The sequence below is a fragment of the Syntrophobotulus glycolicus DSM 8271 genome, from assembly GCF_000190635.1.
In the GTDB taxonomy this organism is placed as follows: domain Bacteria; phylum Bacillota; class Desulfitobacteriia; order Desulfitobacteriales; family Syntrophobotulaceae; genus Syntrophobotulus; species Syntrophobotulus glycolicus.
Map to the genome: position 1 here is coordinate 2,494,244 of NC_015172.1, position 17,030 is coordinate 2,511,273.

18 protein-coding genes are annotated in these 17,030 nt (G+C 47.2%); all 18 read right to left on the bottom strand.

Annotated elements, in window-relative coordinates; translation table 11 throughout:
* Positions 1-11 precede the first annotated feature (11 nt).
* The 18 genes from leuS to mrdA all read right to left on the bottom strand — a co-directional run bounded on the left by leuS (position 12) and on the right by mrdA (position 17,030).
* On the bottom strand, positions 12-2,495 hold the full coding sequence (leuS, locus tag SGLY_RS12315; RefSeq protein WP_013625602.1) for a leucine--tRNA ligase: 2,484 nt from the start codon (positions 2,493-2,495) through the stop codon (positions 12-14).
* 67 nt (positions 2,496-2,562) lie between these two features.
* Entirely contained in the window at positions 2,563-2,910 is a 348-nt protein-coding gene (gene rsfS, locus SGLY_RS12320) for a ribosome silencing factor (protein WP_013625603.1), read from the bottom strand.
* 2 nt (positions 2,911-2,912) lie between these two features.
* Positions 2,913-3,530, bottom strand: a complete 618-nt coding sequence (yqeK, locus tag SGLY_RS12325; protein ID WP_013625604.1) for a bis(5'-nucleosyl)-tetraphosphatase (symmetrical) YqeK — start codon at positions 3,528-3,530, stop codon at positions 2,913-2,915.
* A gap of 209 nt (positions 3,531-3,739) precedes the next feature.
* Positions 3,740-3,994 (bottom strand): RNA recognition motif domain-containing protein, encoded by a 255-nt coding sequence (locus tag SGLY_RS12330; RefSeq protein ID WP_013625605.1) that lies wholly within the window; start codon positions 3,992-3,994, stop codon positions 3,740-3,742.
* 85 nt (positions 3,995-4,079) lie between these two features.
* Positions 4,080-4,721 (bottom strand): nicotinate-nucleotide adenylyltransferase, encoded by a 642-nt coding sequence (gene nadD, locus SGLY_RS12335; RefSeq protein WP_013625606.1) that lies wholly within the window; start codon positions 4,719-4,721, stop codon positions 4,080-4,082.
* 24 nt (positions 4,722-4,745) lie between these two features.
* Positions 4,746-5,036 (bottom strand): ribosome assembly RNA-binding protein YhbY, encoded by a 291-nt coding sequence (gene yhbY, locus SGLY_RS12340; RefSeq protein WP_013625607.1) that lies wholly within the window; start codon positions 5,034-5,036, stop codon positions 4,746-4,748.
* A 2-nt stretch (positions 5,037-5,038) separates the two neighbouring features.
* On the bottom strand, positions 5,039-6,316 hold the full coding sequence (gene obgE / locus SGLY_RS12345; protein WP_013625608.1) for a GTPase ObgE: 1,278 nt from the start codon (positions 6,314-6,316) through the stop codon (positions 5,039-5,041).
* A gap of 46 nt (positions 6,317-6,362) precedes the next feature.
* Entirely contained in the window at positions 6,363-6,857 is a 495-nt protein-coding gene (locus SGLY_RS12350; protein ID WP_013625609.1) for a Spo0B domain-containing protein, read from the bottom strand.
* A 67-nt stretch (positions 6,858-6,924) separates the two neighbouring features.
* Positions 6,925-7,200 carry a 50S ribosomal protein L27 gene (gene rpmA / locus SGLY_RS12355; protein ID WP_013625610.1) on the bottom strand — a complete coding sequence of 92 codons (276 nt, stop codon included), beginning with the start codon at positions 7,198-7,200 and terminating at the stop codon, positions 6,925-6,927.
* 68 nt (positions 7,201-7,268) lie between these two features.
* Entirely contained in the window at positions 7,269-7,580 is a 312-nt protein-coding gene (gene rplU, locus SGLY_RS12360; protein ID WP_013625611.1) for a 50S ribosomal protein L21, read from the bottom strand.
* A 174-nt stretch (positions 7,581-7,754) separates the two neighbouring features.
* Positions 7,755-8,522, bottom strand: coding sequence for a TIGR03936 family radical SAM-associated protein (locus SGLY_RS12365; RefSeq protein ID WP_013625612.1), 768 nt, complete (start codon positions 8,520-8,522; stop codon positions 7,755-7,757).
* On the bottom strand, positions 8,482-10,386 hold the full coding sequence (locus tag SGLY_RS12370; RefSeq protein WP_013625613.1) for a TIGR03960 family B12-binding radical SAM protein: 1,905 nt from the start codon (positions 10,384-10,386) through the stop codon (positions 8,482-8,484). The genes SGLY_RS12365 and SGLY_RS12370 overlap by 41 nt, the downstream gene beginning before the upstream one ends.
* 88 nt (positions 10,387-10,474) lie before the next feature.
* On the bottom strand, positions 10,475-11,386 hold the full coding sequence (locus tag SGLY_RS12375; protein WP_013625614.1) for a M50 family metallopeptidase: 912 nt from the start codon (positions 11,384-11,386) through the stop codon (positions 10,475-10,477).
* A 22-nt stretch (positions 11,387-11,408) separates the two neighbouring features.
* Complete coding sequence (locus tag SGLY_RS12380; protein ID WP_013625615.1) at positions 11,409-12,164, bottom strand: murein hydrolase activator EnvC family protein; 756 nt, start codon at positions 12,162-12,164, stop codon at positions 11,409-11,411.
* A 139-nt stretch (positions 12,165-12,303) separates the two neighbouring features.
* A complete protein-coding gene (gene rodA, locus SGLY_RS12385; RefSeq protein ID WP_013625616.1) occupies positions 12,304-13,476 on the bottom strand; it encodes a rod shape-determining protein RodA in 1,173 nt (390 codons plus the stop codon).
* A 206-nt stretch (positions 13,477-13,682) separates the two neighbouring features.
* The gene (gene minE / locus SGLY_RS12390) at positions 13,683-13,976 is read right to left on the bottom strand and encodes a cell division topological specificity factor MinE (protein ID WP_013625617.1); all 294 of its coding nucleotides are present in this window, start codon (positions 13,974-13,976) and stop codon (positions 13,683-13,685) included.
* Between the two features lie 29 nt (positions 13,977-14,005).
* The gene (gene minD, locus SGLY_RS12395) at positions 14,006-14,800 is read right to left on the bottom strand and encodes a septum site-determining protein MinD (protein ID WP_041445395.1); all 795 of its coding nucleotides are present in this window, start codon (positions 14,798-14,800) and stop codon (positions 14,006-14,008) included.
* Between the two features lie 163 nt (positions 14,801-14,963).
* Positions 14,964-17,030: a penicillin-binding protein 2 gene (mrdA, locus tag SGLY_RS12400; RefSeq protein ID WP_013625619.1), complete on the bottom strand. Its 2,067-nt coding sequence runs from the start codon at positions 17,028-17,030 to the stop codon at positions 14,964-14,966.

Here is a 17,030-nt window from a genome sequence, read left to right on the forward strand (position 1 = left end):
GAGAAAAAAGCTTACTTCACAACAACGTTGACCAGTTTTCCGGGGACAGTGATAATTTTGACGATTGTTTTCCCTTCAACCAGTTGTATCACTTTCCCAGAAGACCTGACAAGCCTTTCCAGGTCCTCTGCCGGGATTGCGGCAGGTACCTGAAGCCGGTCCCTGACCTTGCCATTGATCTGTAAAACAACAGTAACCTCGTCCTCGATCAGGGCATCCTCATCGCACTGCGGCCAGGCCCGCCTGTGAATACTCTCTTCATGTCCGAACTCATGCCATATTTCTTCCGTAATATGAGGGGCAAACGGAGACAGCAGAAGCAGGACCGTCTCTATTCCTTCCTTGAATGAAGCCGGATCGGCCCCGGGCTGTTCCTTATAGAGATACAAAGCATTGACCAGCTCCATAACAGAGCTGATCGCCGTGTTGAAATTAAAACGTGTTCCCACATCGGCAGTCACTTTTTTGATCGCCAAATGGATCTGACGGCGGATATCCTTTATTCCCTGTTCTCCGGTCTCATTGGAATCCGTCTGGACATCTTCCCGGACCCTGACTGCTTCATGGTACTGGTAAGCCAGTCTCCAGACCCGGTTCAGGAACCTGTAACAACCTTCAACACCTTGCTCGCTCCATTCCAGATCTCTTTCCGGAGGAGCTGCGAAAAGGATAAACAGTCTGGCCGTATCAGCCCCAAACCTGCCGATAATTTCTTCCGGACTGACCACATTGCCCTTTGATTTGGACATCTTGGAGCCATCCATACAAACCATGCCCTGTGTCAGCAGGTTTTCAAAGGGCTCGTCAACATGCAGATAGCCAAAATCTCTGAATACTTTGGTGAAGAACCGGGAGTACAGCAAATGCAGAATCGCATGTTCCACCCCGCCCACATACTGGTCTACATTCATCCATTTGTCAACAGCTTCAGCGGCAAAGGCCTCCTTGGCATTACGCGGATCACAGTACCGCAGAAAATACCAGGAGGAACACATAAAGGTGTCCATGGTATCCGTCTCCCGGCGGGCTTTGCCTCCACACTGGGGACATACGGTTTCCAGAAAGCTTGAGGAGGTAGTGAGCGGGTTATCTCCCGGTTTAAACACCACATCATCCGGCAGCCGGACCGGCAATTGCTCAACCGGCACAGGCACGATACCGCATTGATCACAATAAACCATCGGAATAGGCGCCCCCCAATAGCGCTGGCGGGAAATCAGCCAGTCACGCAAGCGGTAATTGATTTTTTTCTCTCCCAGTTTGAATTTTTCCAGTTTGCCGGCCATTCTTTCCCGGGCTGTCTCATTATCCATCCCGTTAAAATCGGGGGAATTGACCATCATTCCATTTTCCGTATAGGCGGCGGCCATCGGCAAATGGATTTGTTCTTCCGGCATATCTTCTGGTCTGATTACTCTGGTGACAGGCAGATTGTATTTTGCGGCAAACTCAAAGTCTCTCTGGTCATGAGCAGGGACTCCCATCACCGCACCTGTTCCGTAGTCCAATAAGACATAGTTGGCAATCCATATCGGGACCAGTTCCCCACTAAGCGGATTGATACAACGGCTCCCGATAAACAGTCCTTCTTTCTCTGTTTCTGTTGAAGTCCTGGCAATTTCATTCAGGCCCTTCATTTTTTCAATGAACGCCTGTACATCCTTTTCGTAAGGAGTCCCTTTGGTCAACTCCGCAACCAGGGGATGTTCAGGAGCAAGAACAAGACAGCTGACTCCAAAAATTGTATCCAGTCTGGTTGTAAACACCGTGATCATTTCTTTGCGCCCTTCAAGCTTGAACTTGGCCTGCGCGCCTTCAGAGCGGCCAATCCAGTTGCGCTGCATGGTCTTTACCTTTTCCGGCCAGCCTGTCAGTTTTTCCAAATCATTAAGCAGTTCTTCGGAATAATCCGTAATCTTAAAAAACCACTGTTCCAGGTCCTTTTTCGTTACTTCCGTCTCACAGCGTTCACAAGCGCCATCCACAACCTGCTCGTTGGCGAGAACGGTATTACAGGAAGGACACCAATTGACAGCCGATTTTTTCTTGTAGGCCAGTCCATGCTGATAAAGCTCCAGGAAGATCCACTGGGTCCAACGGTAATACTCCGGATGACAGGTTGCGATTTCCCTGTCCCAGTCATAGGAAATTCCCATCTCCTGCAGCTGGCTCCTCATATTGGCTATATTTTTCCAGGTCCATTCCGCAGGCGGGGTCTGATTTTTGATTGCCGCATTCTCCGCGGGCAGTCCAAAGGCATCCCAGCCAATAGGATGAAGAACATGATATCCCTGCATCCTTTTAAATCTGGCGATCACATCGACAATGGAATAATTCCTGACATGTCCCATATGTAGGTTTCCTGAGGGATAAGGGAACATGGCCAGGGCATAAAACTTCTGTCGGTCATCCTCAGAGGTTTGATCAACTCTTTCTTCCACCCATTTTTTCTGCCATTTAGGCTCAATTTTATCAAACAGGTAACGTTCCTGCATCTGTCTAACCTCCTGTATCATCTAGAAAGCTTGGCTCACGCCAAGCTTTGTGTAAATCCAGGTCTTTTCAGACACCGAGATTTATTTCCTGAGCATCTCCCCACAAACGTTCCAAACTGTAAAATTCCCTGGCCTCCGGAATCATGATATGGATCACCAGATCTCCGCAGTCCATCAGCACCCAGCGCCCGTCAGATAATCCTTCCACCCTCAGCACCGGAATTTGTTCTTCCTTAAATTTTTCCTGAAGGTGCTCCGTAATGGCTTTCGTTTGGATAGGTGTATTCCCGGTAACGATAATGAAATAATCTGTAACGGCGGAAATACCCCTGAGATCAAGGACGACAATATCATGGCCCTTTTTATCCAAAATATAGTCGGTAACTATCTTCAGCTTCTTCTGAGATAATTCCAAATTCAAACCTCCCTTGAAACTGATAAATGATCAGAAAAACCGCCTCTTGACTTTCCTGTTCTTTTTTCCAAATCAAGAAAAGCGAGCCTGGTCAGAGGATGTACCGGTCTTCCCTGTTGTTCCAGATAGGCCAGCATGTGGCCTACACAGGCATAAGTGCCCTCTATAAGGTCATCATACAACTTCTCACGCAGGTTGTCTACTCCTGTAAAGGACCTGCCCGGCTCAATCAGATCAGCACTGTAAATCAGCATTTCCAATGCGGACATTCCCGGCCTTCCCAGAGTATGATTGGCTACGGCATTCAAAATATCTATATCTGTCATTGCATAATCATGTTCCAGCACATAGGCCGCCAGTCTTCCATGCAAAACCTGAGGGTTAACCAGATCCTCAGGGCAGGAGATCAGGCCGAGGGCCTGGGCAAGAGCCTTTTGCTCAGACCAGGGGCGTTCTTTTTCCAAATCATGCGTAAGAGCGGCTATGCTTGCCGATTCTGAGTTGATGCTGTACTTTCCCGCCAGTTCAACCGCAACCTGTTCTACCCCCAAGACATGCTGGTATCTTTCCGCGGATAATTTTCCCTGGACCAGCTTTCGATAATCATCAGGATGATCCATGATATGATTCCCTCTTCCTGCTGTTTCTGCCAACATTACAACAGATACAAAAAAAGAAAAGCGGTACAGCAGTATCACTGTACCGAAATTCTTTTAGAGTCCCAGTCCTCTTAAGATAAACCCATATTTATGTAACCAAGCCTATAAATCCGGTATCATCAAATATCATAATTTATCTTTAAGAAACTCCTCAACTCCAAACTCAATGATTAGACAGTCTGGCGAGGTCTTGCTTCGTTAACTGTCAAAGAACGACCATTAAAGTCTTTGCCATTGAGTTCCTCAGCCAGACGTTCTGCATCTTCATCCGCAACCTCTACAAAACCAAAGCCTCTCGAACGGCCGGTTTCTCTGTCGGTAATAATTCTGCTGCCGATTACATTGCCGAACTCGGCAAAGTATTCAGTCAGTTCTTCTGAAGATGTTGCCCACGGAAGATTGCCAACATACAGGGTTTTGCTCATCAAATTCACCTCTATAAATATTTTGATAATATTATGAACATCTATTAATATAGTATACCTTGTAGCAATTAGTCAAATACATTTTTTATTTTTTTTCATATAAATGGTTATTTTTTATATATAACCGTACTTCTTCAGGCAGGAGATAGCGTATGGACCTTTGATTTTTTACCTTGATTCGAATATCCGTGGAAGATATTGCCAGAGCAGGAATCTCCAGCTCCGTAATCCTCCCTTTTACTTCAGGATAAAGATCATAAATCCTTTTTAGAGAATCCCCCGCGTCGTATCCAGGCCTTGAAGCTCCGATGATTCTTGCCAGTCTGATGATTTCATTTGGCTCACGCCAGGCAAGAATGTCTTCCAAAACATCGGATCCGGTGATGAAGTAGAGCTCCTGCTGCGGAAACAATCCCTTGAGCGTACGCAGAGTATCTATTGTATACGTAGGGCCATCCCTTTCTATCTCCAAACGGGAAACCTTAAAATAGGAGTTATCCCTGATGGAGAGTCTGACCATTTCATAACGCAGGTTAGGGTCTGTCACCGGACAATGATTTTTATGCGGGGGTATCCCCGTTGGAATAAACAAAACATTGTCAAGCCCGAACACCGTTCTCGCCGTTTCAGCGGCAACCAGATGCCCATAGTGGATCGGGTCAAAAGTTCCGCCCATAATGCCCAAATGTTTTCCGCCTGCTATTGCTTCAATAATTTCTGTTTCCATCTCTTTCCCCTTTGGCTAATACAGTTAAGAAAGCTCAATTTTCGGTTTGTCTTTTGACCTTTTATAAAGGAGAAAATTCCTGCCAATGACCTGTACAAGCTCTGCTCCGGCATCTTCAGCCAGCTGCCCTGCAATATTTTCGGGAATCTGCGCACAGTTCTGGAGTACTCTTCCTTTGATCAATTCCCGCGCTTCCAGAGCATCAGTAACCTGCCTGCGCAGATTGTCTGTGATTTCTTCCTTGCCGACCAACAAAATTGGAGTGATCTGATTGCCCAAGGAACGCAAATGCCTCTTCTGTTTTCCCGTCAGCATACTTATATTCCCTCCGACCATTCAAGTTCCAAATGACCAATTAGGACCTTGTCTTTTTCTTTGATCCCTTTTTTGATTAAGGCATCGTCGATTCCCATCGTCTTAAGAATTTTTTGGAAGCGCCTCAGCCCGTCTTCCGTGTCCAGATAGGACATGGCGGCATGTTTTTCCACTTCTTTGCCCTTGACAATAAAGATTCCGTTTTGGTCCCTCTCCACAGAGAAACGCTGGTTTTCTTCCGGTCGGACTATCCTGTGCTCATCAAGAGCGGCTGTAAATTCCAGAGGTACGGCCCCAGGCAGAATTTCCGCGATCCTGTGCAAAAGCTTTTCCACCCCTTCTCCTGTTACCGCTGAGATTGGGAAAATCTCATAACTGCCGCCAATCGTCTCTCTGAGCTTTGCCAGATTCCCTTCCGCCCCGCTGAGATCGGTTTTATTAGCGGCAACCAGCATTGGTCTTGTCGCCAATGTCTGACTGTAAAGATTTAATTCTTTGTTAATCTTCACAAAATCTTCGACAGGATCACGATCCTCCGAGCCGGATATATCTAAAACATGAACCAGAACTCTGGTCCGTTCCACATGGCGGAGAAACTCGTGTCCCAAGCCGGCCCCGGAATGGGCCCCCTCGATCAGTCCCGGGATATCGGCCATGACAAAGCCGGTCTCGTCAATGTTTACCATTCCCAGGTTAGGGACAAGTGTCGTAAAATGATAATCGGCAATTTTAGGTTTGGCCGACGATACTCGGGAGATAAGAGTCGATTTTCCGACATTGGGGAATCCAACCAGTCCTACATCCGCTAGGAGCTTAAGCTCCAGAATCAGGCATTTTTCCTGACCGGGCTCTCCCTTTTCGGCAATGGTCGGCGCTTTATTGGTATTGCTCATAAAACGGGCATTGCCTCTGCCGCCCCGCCCGCCCTTAGCCACAATTTCACTTTGGCCGTGTTTCGTCAAATCGGCCAGGATCTCCCCACTCTCTTCGTCTTTGACCACAGTGCCTACAGGAACCCTCAGGGTAAAATTCTCCGCCCCCCTGCCGTGCATGTTCTTTCCTTGACCATGCTGGCCCCTGTCTCCCTTATAATGGCGTCTGTAACGGAAATCCACAAGGGTCCGCAGCCCTTCGTCCGCTTGAAAAATAATGCTGCCTCCCCGTCCCCCGTCCCCGCCGTCAGGACCTCCCATCGGGACATACTTCTCCCTGCGGAAAGAAACAATACCGGATCCCCCGTCACCGGCTTTTACAAATATTTTAGCTTGATCATAAAACATGCAGTGTCTTCTCCTGAATCTATTGTTATCCTACACGGATGTCAATTTAGATATGATTTCCCTGAAAGTCGGAAGAAAATAGCAGCTCCTGCTTCTTAAAAAAATCAAACCGGCAGGTAAAACCATTATCCTGAGCAGTCAGCACAATAGCCGCATTGCTTTCCTCCAGATTCTCATCAGGAAGAATCCGGCTCAGGCATTCTTTAGTATATCCATGAAACTTTTCAGCATACCTTTGCCAGTTATCCGCCCTGTTGACTTGCCTGTCATACCTCAAAACAAAGCTGGTCTTTACTCCCTTGAAGCGCAGCCCAAAAAGCCAGCCCAGAAGCAAGGCTTGAAAATGCTTGTCCGGGATTTTATAGGCTTCCTGTTGCGGCTCAAGTTCTTTAACGACAGTATTCATATATTCTATCGCTTTTTCAGGCATGTTCAACTGAAGATAGCCACGAATGACCTGGAAATTATTCAAAAAATCATGCCGTTGAACTTGAAAGCAGTCCAGCTGCTCTAATAAAATATTTTCTTCCAGTTCAGACATCGCAATTCTCCTTTTCATACATAAACAAATAAACCCCCGGGTGAAACCCAGGGGTAAGCTGCAAAAATTATTGAACCTGAGCAACGGGATTCTCCGAATAAACACTTACTTGCTTTCGGAACTTATCCTTGCGTTCAAACTTAACATAGCCGTCGGCAAGTGCAAAAAGAGTGTCATCAGACCCGATTCCACAGTTCTTGCCGGGGTGGATCTTGGTCCCGCGTTGTCTGACCAAAATGTTGCCCGCCGTGACGAATTGTCCGTCGGCCCGTTTCACACCAAGACGTTGGGATTCACTGTCCCGTCCGTTTCTGGTACTTCCCATTCCCTTTTTATGAGCCATTAAAATCACCTCCGTAAATCGTCTTCTTAAACAAAGACGTTTGTCATCCTATGCTCTATAAAAAAAATTTAAATGCTGATGGATTCGATCGCGATTTTTGTATAAGGCTGACGATGCCCTTTTTTGACTCTGACGTGTTTTTTGGGCTTATAGCGGAATGCGATTACTTTTTTCGCTTTGCCATGCTCAAGTATTTTGGCTACAACCTTGGAACCCTCAACAACAGGTGTCCCCACGGTCACCTTGCCGTCGTTGCCGACAAGCAAGACCTTGGATATCTCAACTGTGGTTCCAACTTCAGCATCCAGCTTCTCAACATTGATCGCCGAGCCTTCCTGAACTTTGTATTGTTTTCCACCAGATTCGATTATTGCATACATTTTCATTACACCTCCTTCACCCATACTCGCCTCTGTGCAGGTCGATCCTGTCAGGGATCCGTTTGATTTACCCATCGAGAGCGGTTGTGGTAAGAAGCCACCACATCGAGTAATTTTAGCACCTCTGACTGCATAGTGTCAACACTTCACTTCAATATCCCACCTAATCGGACATTAAGCTTGATTTTTCGACCAATCACTACAATCCGGGCATTCCTTCCGGCCGGCCTGAAGGGCATCCTCAATCGGGGTAAGCAAAATTTCTTCTTTTCGCACAAAAAGTCCCTCCCTGACCGTCATTACCCCATCCCGGTCTATGGGGAATTCCTCCAGCAAAACCAAGCTGTCCAGAATATCTCCCGGCCGGGCCGTTCCCTCATTGCCTATTTTCATCTCCAGCCGCAGAGTACAAGCATTACCGGCTGCTTCAAGCACCCGGGCGGCTAATACATAGTGGCGGATATCTTTTTCAACAATCTTGTCCCTTTGTCTGCGCTTATGCAGAACCGTACCTCTTGCCAGCCAACGGTCCAAAAACAGCTCGATCTCCTCCCTTCCCAGCTCTCTCAGGAAAGGAACTTCAACCTGATATCTGGCCACATTGATTACTGCCATTAAAGCTTTGGGATGAGCCGGCATCATTGCTCCTTCTATGATCCGGATACCGGCGGGCAGCTGCTCCTGCAATAATTTGATGATTGCCGCGGGATCTTGTTCCGCCATCAGGTCTTCCCTGATCTCAATATCCACATACTCTCTTTCTCCCTCAACCCCAACAGGCAACGGCGCCCCGAAAGCAATTTTAGGGTGAGGGTTAAACCCTTCCGAATAAGCTGCTTTTATCCCTGCCCGGCGCAAAGCCCTGTCAAAAACTCTCGTCAAATCAAGGTGGGCGATATATTTAGTCTGATTCTTTTTGGCATAAGCCATTCTTAGTCTCATCAGAACCTCCCCTATTTCCCTTAAGCCTGCCGGAATCAGCCAAATCAGGACAGACACCGCATCCGGTACATCCTTTCCGGCAGTCGGGAGTCGAAATACCGGCCAGAGCTTTTTGATACTCCTTCTGCAGGTACCTTTCGCTTACACCACAACGCAAATGCTTCCAGGGCAGAATTTCATCTGTGGAAAACCGGCGGTTCGCATAGAACGGTATATCTATTCCTAATTCATTCATACTTTCCTGCCATTGCTCAAAGTTTAAATATTCCGACCATCCGTCAAATTTGCAGCCCTTTTGCACAGCCCTTTCCAGCAGAGCGGCAATTTTCCTGTCTCCTCTGGCCAGAATCGCTTCTAAAAGGCTTGCCTGCACATCATGATACAGATATTTTATTCTGGCATCTTTGAGTTTCTTTTTTAAATACTCCTGTTTTTCCCTTAATCCTTCCGGCCGGTCCTGTCCCTCCCATTGAAAGGGTGTCTGGGCCTTCGGTACAAACGAACTGGTGGAAATCGTCACTTTGGCCTTTCTGCACCCGGCTTTTTTTCCTGTTTCCAAAACCTTACGCGCCTGCTCAACGATCCCGTCCAGATCCTCATCCGTTTCAGTGGGAAGCCCGATCATATAATAGAGCTTAATGCTGCTCCAACCGCCCTTGAAAGCCGCCTCCGCAGTCTTCAGCAGGTCCTCCTCCGTCACCCCTTTATTGATCACATCCCGCAGCCTTTGTGTGCCTGCCTCCGGAGCAAAGGTCAGACCGGATTTCCGGACCTTTTGTACTTCCCTGGCCAGATCAGGATCGAAAGAATCCAGCCTCAGTGAGGGCAAGGACACACTTACCCCCTGATCCTGAAGCCTGTCCATCATTTGCCCGAGAAGGTTTTTAACCCCTGAATAGTCGCTTGTGGATAAGGATACCAGAGAAATTTCTTCATAGCCGGTCTTGTCTATCGAGGCCAGAGCTTGTTGCAAGAGGAGCTCTGGATCCCTTTCCCTGACCGGACGGGAGATCATCCCGGCCTGGCAAAATCGGCAGCCCCTGGTACATCCTCTCATCACCTCCAGCATAACCCTGTCATGAACCGCCTCCGTATAGGGAACGATACAATCCACCGGGAAATAGGCCGAACTGAAATCCTGAACAACCGCCTTGGTCACCGTAGCCGGAGCCCCGGAGCTGGGCTGGATTTTTTTGATCGTTCCGTTTTCATGATAGTCAACAGAATAAAATCCAGGGACATATACACCTTGCAGCTGTGCCGCCTCCTGTAATATCTCCCTGCGGGAATGCCCTCCGGCTTTCCCCTGAGAAAATACCTCCAGGAGCCTGGGCAGAACGTCCTCTCCTTCCCCTAAAACAAAGAGATCAAAGAAGGGTGCTATCGGCTCAGGATTGTAACAACAGGGACCTCCGCCGACGATCCAGGGATCCCCGTCCGTTCTTTGCTCACTGCGCAATGCGATCCCGCTTAATTCCAGCATATTTAAAATATTTGTATAGCTCAGCTCATATTGCAAAGTAAACCCGATCACATCAAATTCCTTCAGGGGATGAAAGGACTCCAAGGAATAGAGAGGAATCCCTTCCTCTCTCATCAAGCCTTCCATATCGGGCCACGGAGCAAAAGCCCTTTCACATAAAAATTTTTCGCCGGAATTCACTAAGCCGTATAATATTCTCAAGGCCAGGTTGGACATTCCTACTTCATAAACGTCGGGAAAGGCAAAGACCATCCTCAGATCGGCTTTGTCCCAGTCCTTGAGCCGCATATTCCATTCACCGCCGACATAACGGCCCGGTTTGGTTACTTTAGGCAGTATCCGCTCGATCCGGTTCCTTATCTGTGTGCTGTTGTTTTCCATGCTTTCCGGATTTCCTCCCAGCTAAAATGACTTATACTATCCAATATCGCAAGGAAAATTATAGCACACCGTTATCGAGTAGAGCAATTTACAGCAACTCACCGACCGAACATTTCCATCCCTTCTCCAGCATCCCCTGCATGACCTGAGTCTCGCTCAAGGTCCTTTCCACCCTGTCCTTTGAGCCTATGACACTGATCAGGCTGTAGGAATCCATATTCAGCTCATCAATAATGGCGGCTATGGGTGTCGACTTGTTCACCGTCAGGCACCTGCTTCGCATTAATCCCCTGCTGAGAAGCTGTTCTTTTTTTCTGCAAAGATTTTTCAGAAAAACGATCCTGGCATTGGCCAATTCCCTATTGCTGCCGATCCAAAAGAAAAATCCCAGCACGATAATGGTATACGGATTAAAAAAATAGAAAAACCGGGCCTGTAAATAAAAACCCATGAAAATCATGACCCCGCCGAGAACCTTCCCCATATAGGCCAGTCCTTTGCTGATCCTGACAAAGCCGAACCGATCCGCCAGAAAAGCCCTGACCATTCTTCCTCCATCCAGCGGCAGCACAGGAATCAGATTAAATAATCCCAGCCATAAATTAATTTGTACAAATTCCAAAGCCCATCTGCCTTCAAAAATACCGTTCATCCTCAAAGCCTGACCCGCAATGAACAGAGCGATATTGAGAGCGGGGCCGGCCAGGGCGATCACTGCCTCTTCAAGCTTGCGCCCTTCAAACGTATTTTCCATCACCGCCGTTCCCCCATACGGATAAAGGATGACCCCCTGAACCTTAATCCCATATCCTTTTGCCGCAAGAATATGCATGGTATCATGAAGCAAAACCAGTATAAAGATGAGAAGGACCTTTGCGGCCATCCCTAATATCGCACAAATCAGCATCAGCACCAGAAAAGAAGGATGCACCTTGAAGGAAATCCCCCCGATCTCGATTCCTCTAGACAAAACGCTATTTTTCCAGGCTTTCTTCATCATCCGGCAGTCCCTACTCTTATTCTTAATTTTGGATGAGGTATGGAACAGGATTGACAGCCTTGCCGTCTTTGCTCAGTTCAAAATAAAGCCAGGGCTGTTTCCTGGGAGCGGACACCCCGACAGTCCCGATTTTTTTGCCTGATGATACAGGGTCCCCTTTCCTGACCGCTACATCGCCTAAATTGCCCAATACCCCGATCCAGCCTTCTCCGAAATTGATATACACCGTATTCCCGCTCAGACTGTTGTTCTCAATGTCCACGACGATCCCCTCATGAGGACAGAGAACTACGGTGCCTAAAGAGCTCTGAATTTCTATCCCCTTGCTCTTTTGATTATCATAACCTAATCCCTGAAATTCCACCTTGATCACACCCGCTACCGGCGGATAAAATTGCTGGTTTACGGCCTTATTCACTTGAATGCTTTCTGCCGGACTGAGGCCTACGGCATCTCTTGCCATATTATTGAGAGAGGAATACACATTGCCGCTTTCCATGGCGGTCTCATAGGCACTGTAGACCGACCTGGAAATCAGATCGGTGCCATTGGAGCTGAATATTACTGTTAGAAATAACAGGGCAGAAAGCAGGACTCTCTTTTGACTGCCGGACCAATTGACCAAAATATCTTTTTTGCCTCGTTTTTTTGTTTGGAAAGAACTCTTTTTGAACAAATTTTCCGGTTCGAAGAAGCCGGAATTGTCCCTGTGGGTTTTGCCGATTTCATGAGCTGCTTTTTCCCATTCCCAATCATCCCATCTTTCCAGCGGGTTCATTTTCTTCACTCCTCAAATTGCCTGACATGATCTTAAGACAACCTGATAAATGATATGCCCGATAACATAAAAAAGAACAGCTTTTCACTGTTCATGGCAAGATATCCCGCAAGAAGAAATCCTTTTTTTCAAAAGAAGCTTAAAACATCATCTTTTCTCCCCTCAGGCCTACACTGATCACCAAACCGATTGCTGCCATATTGGCCCACATGAAGCTTCCGCCCGAGCTGATAAAAGGCAGGGGAACTCCTGTAACCGGCATAATCCCGGAGGTCATCCCAATGTTGACTAAAATATGAAAGGTGATCATGGATACGACCCCGGTAATAATCAGCACGCCATAAGTGTCCTTGGACTTGGTGGCAATCGTGATGCAGCGCAGCAATAAGATACAGTAGGCCAAAATCAGGCTGGAGGTCCCGATAAAACCGAATTCTTCGCCAATAATCGCGAAGATAAAATCCGTATGGTGCTCAGGCAGGATATTCAGCTGTCCCTGGGTACCTAACCTATACCCTTTTCCCCAAAACCCGCCCGAACCAATGGCATAGATCGACTGGGTAACATGATAGGCATCATCAGAAACACTCTTCTCAGGATTGATAAAAACCAAGAGCCTCTCTAATTGATAGTTCTCCAGAGGAATCGGCATACCCTCCAAATAACTCAACGGCCCCGGCAAATCTTTCGCCACATGAAAATAAATAGAACAGACAGCGATCAAAAACACAGCGAGAATCAGCCCGCCAAACTTCAAAGGATGAGCACCGGCAACAAACATCATCCCCACAAAAATCGCGCCGAAAACCAGAGCGGTGCCCAGATCGGGCTGAACAAAGATTAACAGCATGGGAGGCAGCACAAACAAAAAGGCTGGAATGAATTCCCGGAAAGTATTCAGCCGCCCTTTGCGTTTAGACAGGAAATCAGCGAATGTCACGATAATCATGACCTTTGCCAGCTCCGAAGGCTGAATGCCATAATTCTCCGTAACCGGGATCCAGCGTTGAGCGCCTTTCGCCGATTCTCCTATGACAAATACCAGAGCCAGCAATACCAGCATGCCGCCGTAAATCCACCAGTTCACCTTCTGCAGGTTTGTATAATCGAACAGTGCGGCAACGACAACAATGACCAGCCCGGTTATAATCCAAATCGTCTGGGTTTTCACATAGTGATAGGGGTCAGACGACATGACATTTATCGAGGCGGTACTGAGAATGAACAGGCTGGCAATAAGCAGGATCAAAAGGACTCCTACCATCACCGGATCTATTCCCCGGAAATTTCTTGGATCAATCTTAAAACGCATATAATCATCCTACTCCGACTTGATCAGCTGATGAACATCTTTTGGTGTAAAATAGCTCAAATAAACAGACAAAACTGCCACGATCATGATCAATTCTCAATGTCCATGCTTGGATCTATGTTTATCTCTATTTTACCTGATAAACACAAAAAAACAAACCTGACATTTCCGGCCAGGTTTGCTTTCCGATTTTGCTGAAAAGGTTTTTATAAACTTGCCTGAACCTGTTCATGATAATCTCTGCGGATTTGTTTCACCGGAATCGTGGCAATTAAGGCTACCTCCTTATCATCTTCATCGAGATGGACTTCCATTTCCGCTTCATCAATGATCATGTAGTTTTTGATTACCGTAATGAGGTCCTCTTTCAGCTTGTTCATCAGATACGGGGAAATCGTTGCTCTGTCATGGACCAACACTAATCTCAGGCGCTCTTTGGCAAAATGCCGGCTGCCCCCGGTACTATCTTTGCCCAGCACACGATATATGAATTCCCACAAGGTGAATACCTCCTTCCAATGTTAGGCCTTCAGCGCATGCCAATAATTTTTTTAAACTTATCAATCAGGCCGCCGGACACATCAAGATTCAGCAATGGAACCTGCTCGCCCTTGATCCTTTGTGCGATTCTGCGAAACGCTTCCCCCGCATCTGAATTAAAATCCATTACTGCCGGCTCCCCTTTATTTGTCGAAATGACAATCTTATCGTCTTCCGGGACTACCCCCAACAGATCAACGGCCAGAATATCAACAACATCATCGATATCCATCATATTGCCCTGTTTGACCATTCGCGGCCTCATCCTGTTTACAATCAAACGCGAATCATGAAGCTCAGCGCTTTCCAAAAGCCCTATGATTCTATCCGCATCCCTGACGGCACTCACCTCCGGTGTCGTCACAACTACGGCCTTATCGGCCCCTGCGATGGCATTGTAAAAGCCCTGCTCTATTCCTGCCGGACAATCAATGATTGTATAATCAAATTCCTGCCTTAATTCCTCACACAGTTTTTTCATCTCGGCGGGATTTACCGCCGTTTTGTCTTTTGTCTGAGCCGCAGGAAGCAAATACAAGTTTTCAAACCTCTTATCTTTGATCAGGGCTTGTTTCAGCCTGCAATTACCACTGGTCACATCCACAATATCATAGACGATTCTGTTTTCCAGTCCTAAAACCACATCGAGATTTCTCAATCCTATATCCGTATCTACCAGTGCTACTCCATGTCCTGCCGAAGCCAGGGCCGCTCCTAAATTTGCAGATGTTGTTGTCTTTCCAACCCCACCCTTACCGGACGTTACCACAATTATCTCTCCCATGATAAAGCCTACCTTTCCTGTAATCTGTGTAAAACAAAATAAGTTCAAGCAGTTGCTTCTTCCATTTGCTGTCAATCTCTAATTCTACAGCCTCACCCTATTTCCTTTCCATAAAAAGCAAAAACCGAGGTTCAAATTCCTCGGTTTTTCCGGCTCAACCACCTTATTTCCAGCCAAAGTAATGTTTAAACGCCGCTTTTGCGACAAGACCGGCCGTATTTCCGCCATGTCCTCCATATTCAACCACTCCGGCAAAAGCAATCTGCGGATTCTCATAGGGAGCAAAAGCGACAAACATCCCATTATAGCTATCCCCTAAATATGAGCCCTTTGATCCGATCTGAGCCGTACCGGTCTTTCCTCCCCCGCTGAATTCGGGAACATCATAGAAAAGCCCGCTTGCCGTACCGGCTCCACTGGTGACCTCCGACATCGCCTTTTTCATGATCTGCAGGTTCTCCTGGGAAATAGAGACCTGATTAAGCAAGGTCGGCTCATTCTGCTTCACTACCGCTTTGCTCAATGGATTGATTACCTTATCGACGACATATGGCTGGTAATGTTTCCCTCCGTTGACGATTGCAGCGACATAGTTCGCCAGCTGGATCAGGGTATATGAATTGTAGCTCTGCCCGATCGAGCTGCCGAAAGCGTCAAACAGCCTCCATTCGACCTGATAAGTGGTATTGTCCTTATACTCCAGCTCAACCTGATTAATTTCTTTCTGTTTGCTTCTTTCATATTTCTGGATGTCGGCCGCAGCCGCGCCCTTCTCCAATTCAGCGTACTTTTCTTCAATCTCTTCCAACTGTGTCTGGTGCTTGCGGTCAAAGTATGGTTTAAAAAACTCTTTTTTCCAAGCCGCCGAAGGAGCGGTTCCCGTCCCTTCCAGAGGCAGGTCAATGCCTGATCTGACACCCAGACCAAACTCATGGGCAACAGTACGAATATATTCAGGATCATTTTCAAAAACACGCCGGCCGATCACCTGAAAGTAAATATTGGAAGAATGAGCCAATGCCGAGTAAAGATTCACATATTTAAAATAATTTCCGCCCCATTCCTCAACCCCCTGAAGCTGAGCATCCTGATTGCCTAAAGAGGACATCACATCATTCACGGTTTCATCAGGGGAAACCAAACCCTTTTGCAGGGCAGCCAGCCCGGTTAACATCTTAAACGTTGAGCCCGGAGCATACAGCCCGCTTATGGCGCGGTTAAAAGCCGCCGCATTTTCAGCGCGGAAATATTTTTCCGTAGTTTCCTCAGAAATAATACCGGTCAGGTCATTAGGGTTCATATAGGGCAGAGAAGCCATAGCCAAGACCTTGCCCGTATTCACCTCAATGACGACCGCCGCCGCGGCCTTAGCATCGGGATAGTCATGCCGGATACTCTCAATCACCCTTTCCATCTCGTCCTCAACAACTTTTTGCAGAGAACTGTCGATAGTCAGCTGAATCGTATCCCCTGGCTGGGCGCCCTGAACCTTTTCCTTGACTACCGGACGGCCCTTGCTGTCTATTCCCACTCTGTTAATGCCGTGGGTCCCTCTCAGCCAGTAATCATAGGTCTTTTCCACACCCATCTTACCGACCAGATCACCCTGGGTATATTGGTAGGTGTCTCCAATTTCCTCCCCCTGCTTATTGAACTGCTCGATTTCCTCCGGGCTGATCTCCCGTACAAACCCCAAAACCTGTCCCGCTATCTGATCTTGCGGATACACCCTCACCGCCAAAGCCTCAATACTGACACCCGGCAATTCATTGGCATGCTCGGCAATGATCGCCTGAAGCACAGGAGAAACCTCCTCCATAATTGTAACCGGCTTATAGTTTTGATTACGGATCAGGACAAAAATATCCTCGGCAATATTCTCAACCGATTGATTAGGGTACTTCCAGTACGGCTTAACATACTCGGCCAGCTTTTGCACGACACTTTTCCAATCCTTATTCGTATTTTGCATATCCGTCCAATCAATCACCAGAGTGGTTTTGGGTACACTTTTGGCCAAAACAGCACCCTTAGAATCGGTGATTGTTCCCCTGACCGCCGAAGTCGTCACGGTCTTCACCACATTGTTCTCCGCTTTCTGCGAGTAATATTCGGCATTGGCAATCTGCCGCCACCAAAGATTAAAGCCAAGAATGAAAAACACCAAAATGACAACTATACTGAAAACAGTCAGCCTGTTGTTGTATACTTTTTTTTCTTTATTTTCCAT

Bases quoted from the DNA above. Each gene is read 5' to 3' on its own strand.
- leuS (WP_013625602.1), bottom strand. From the start codon at position 2,495: ATGCAGGAACGTTACCTGTTTGATAAAATTGAGCCTAAATGGCAGAAA.
- yqeK (WP_013625604.1), bottom strand. From the start codon at position 3,530: ATGGATCATCCTGATGATTATCGAAAGCTGGTCCAGGGAAAATTATCC.
- SGLY_RS12330 (WP_013625605.1), bottom strand. From the start codon at position 3,994: ATGAGCAAAACCCTGTATGTTGGCAATCTTCCGTGGGCAACATCTTCA.
- nadD (WP_013625606.1), bottom strand. From the start codon at position 4,721: ATGGAAACAGAAATTATTGAAGCAATAGCAGGCGGAAAACATTTGGGC.
- yhbY (WP_013625607.1), bottom strand. From the start codon at position 5,036: ATGCTGACGGGAAAACAGAAGAGGCATTTGCGTTCCTTGGGCAATCAG.
- obgE (WP_013625608.1), bottom strand. From the start codon at position 6,316: ATGTTTTATGATCAAGCTAAAATATTTGTAAAAGCCGGTGACGGGGGA.
- SGLY_RS12350 (WP_013625609.1), bottom strand. From the start codon at position 6,857: ATGTCTGAACTGGAAGAAAATATTTTATTAGAGCAGCTGGACTGCTTT.
- rpmA (WP_013625610.1), bottom strand. From the start codon at position 7,200: ATGGCTCATAAAAAGGGAATGGGAAGTACCAGAAACGGACGGGACAGT.
- rplU (WP_013625611.1), bottom strand. From the start codon at position 7,580: ATGTATGCAATAATCGAATCTGGTGGAAAACAATACAAAGTTCAGGAA.
- SGLY_RS12365 (WP_013625612.1), bottom strand. From the start codon at position 8,522: ATGAGACTAAGAATGGCTTATGCCAAAAAGAATCAGACTAAATATATC.
- SGLY_RS12370 (WP_013625613.1), bottom strand. From the start codon at position 10,386: ATGGAAAACAACAGCACACAGATAAGGAACCGGATCGAGCGGATACTG.
- SGLY_RS12375 (WP_013625614.1), bottom strand. From the start codon at position 11,386: ATGATGAAGAAAGCCTGGAAAAATAGCGTTTTGTCTAGAGGAATCGAG.
- SGLY_RS12380 (WP_013625615.1), bottom strand. From the start codon at position 12,164: ATGAACCCGCTGGAAAGATGGGATGATTGGGAATGGGAAAAAGCAGCT.
- rodA (WP_013625616.1), bottom strand. From the start codon at position 13,476: ATGCGTTTTAAGATTGATCCAAGAAATTTCCGGGGAATAGATCCGGTG.
- minD (WP_041445395.1), bottom strand. From the start codon at position 14,800: ATGGGAGAGATAATTGTGGTAACGTCCGGTAAGGGTGGGGTTGGAAAG.
- mrdA (WP_013625619.1), bottom strand. From the start codon at position 17,030: ATGGAAAATAAAGAAAAAAAAGTATACAACAACAGGCTGACTGTTTTC.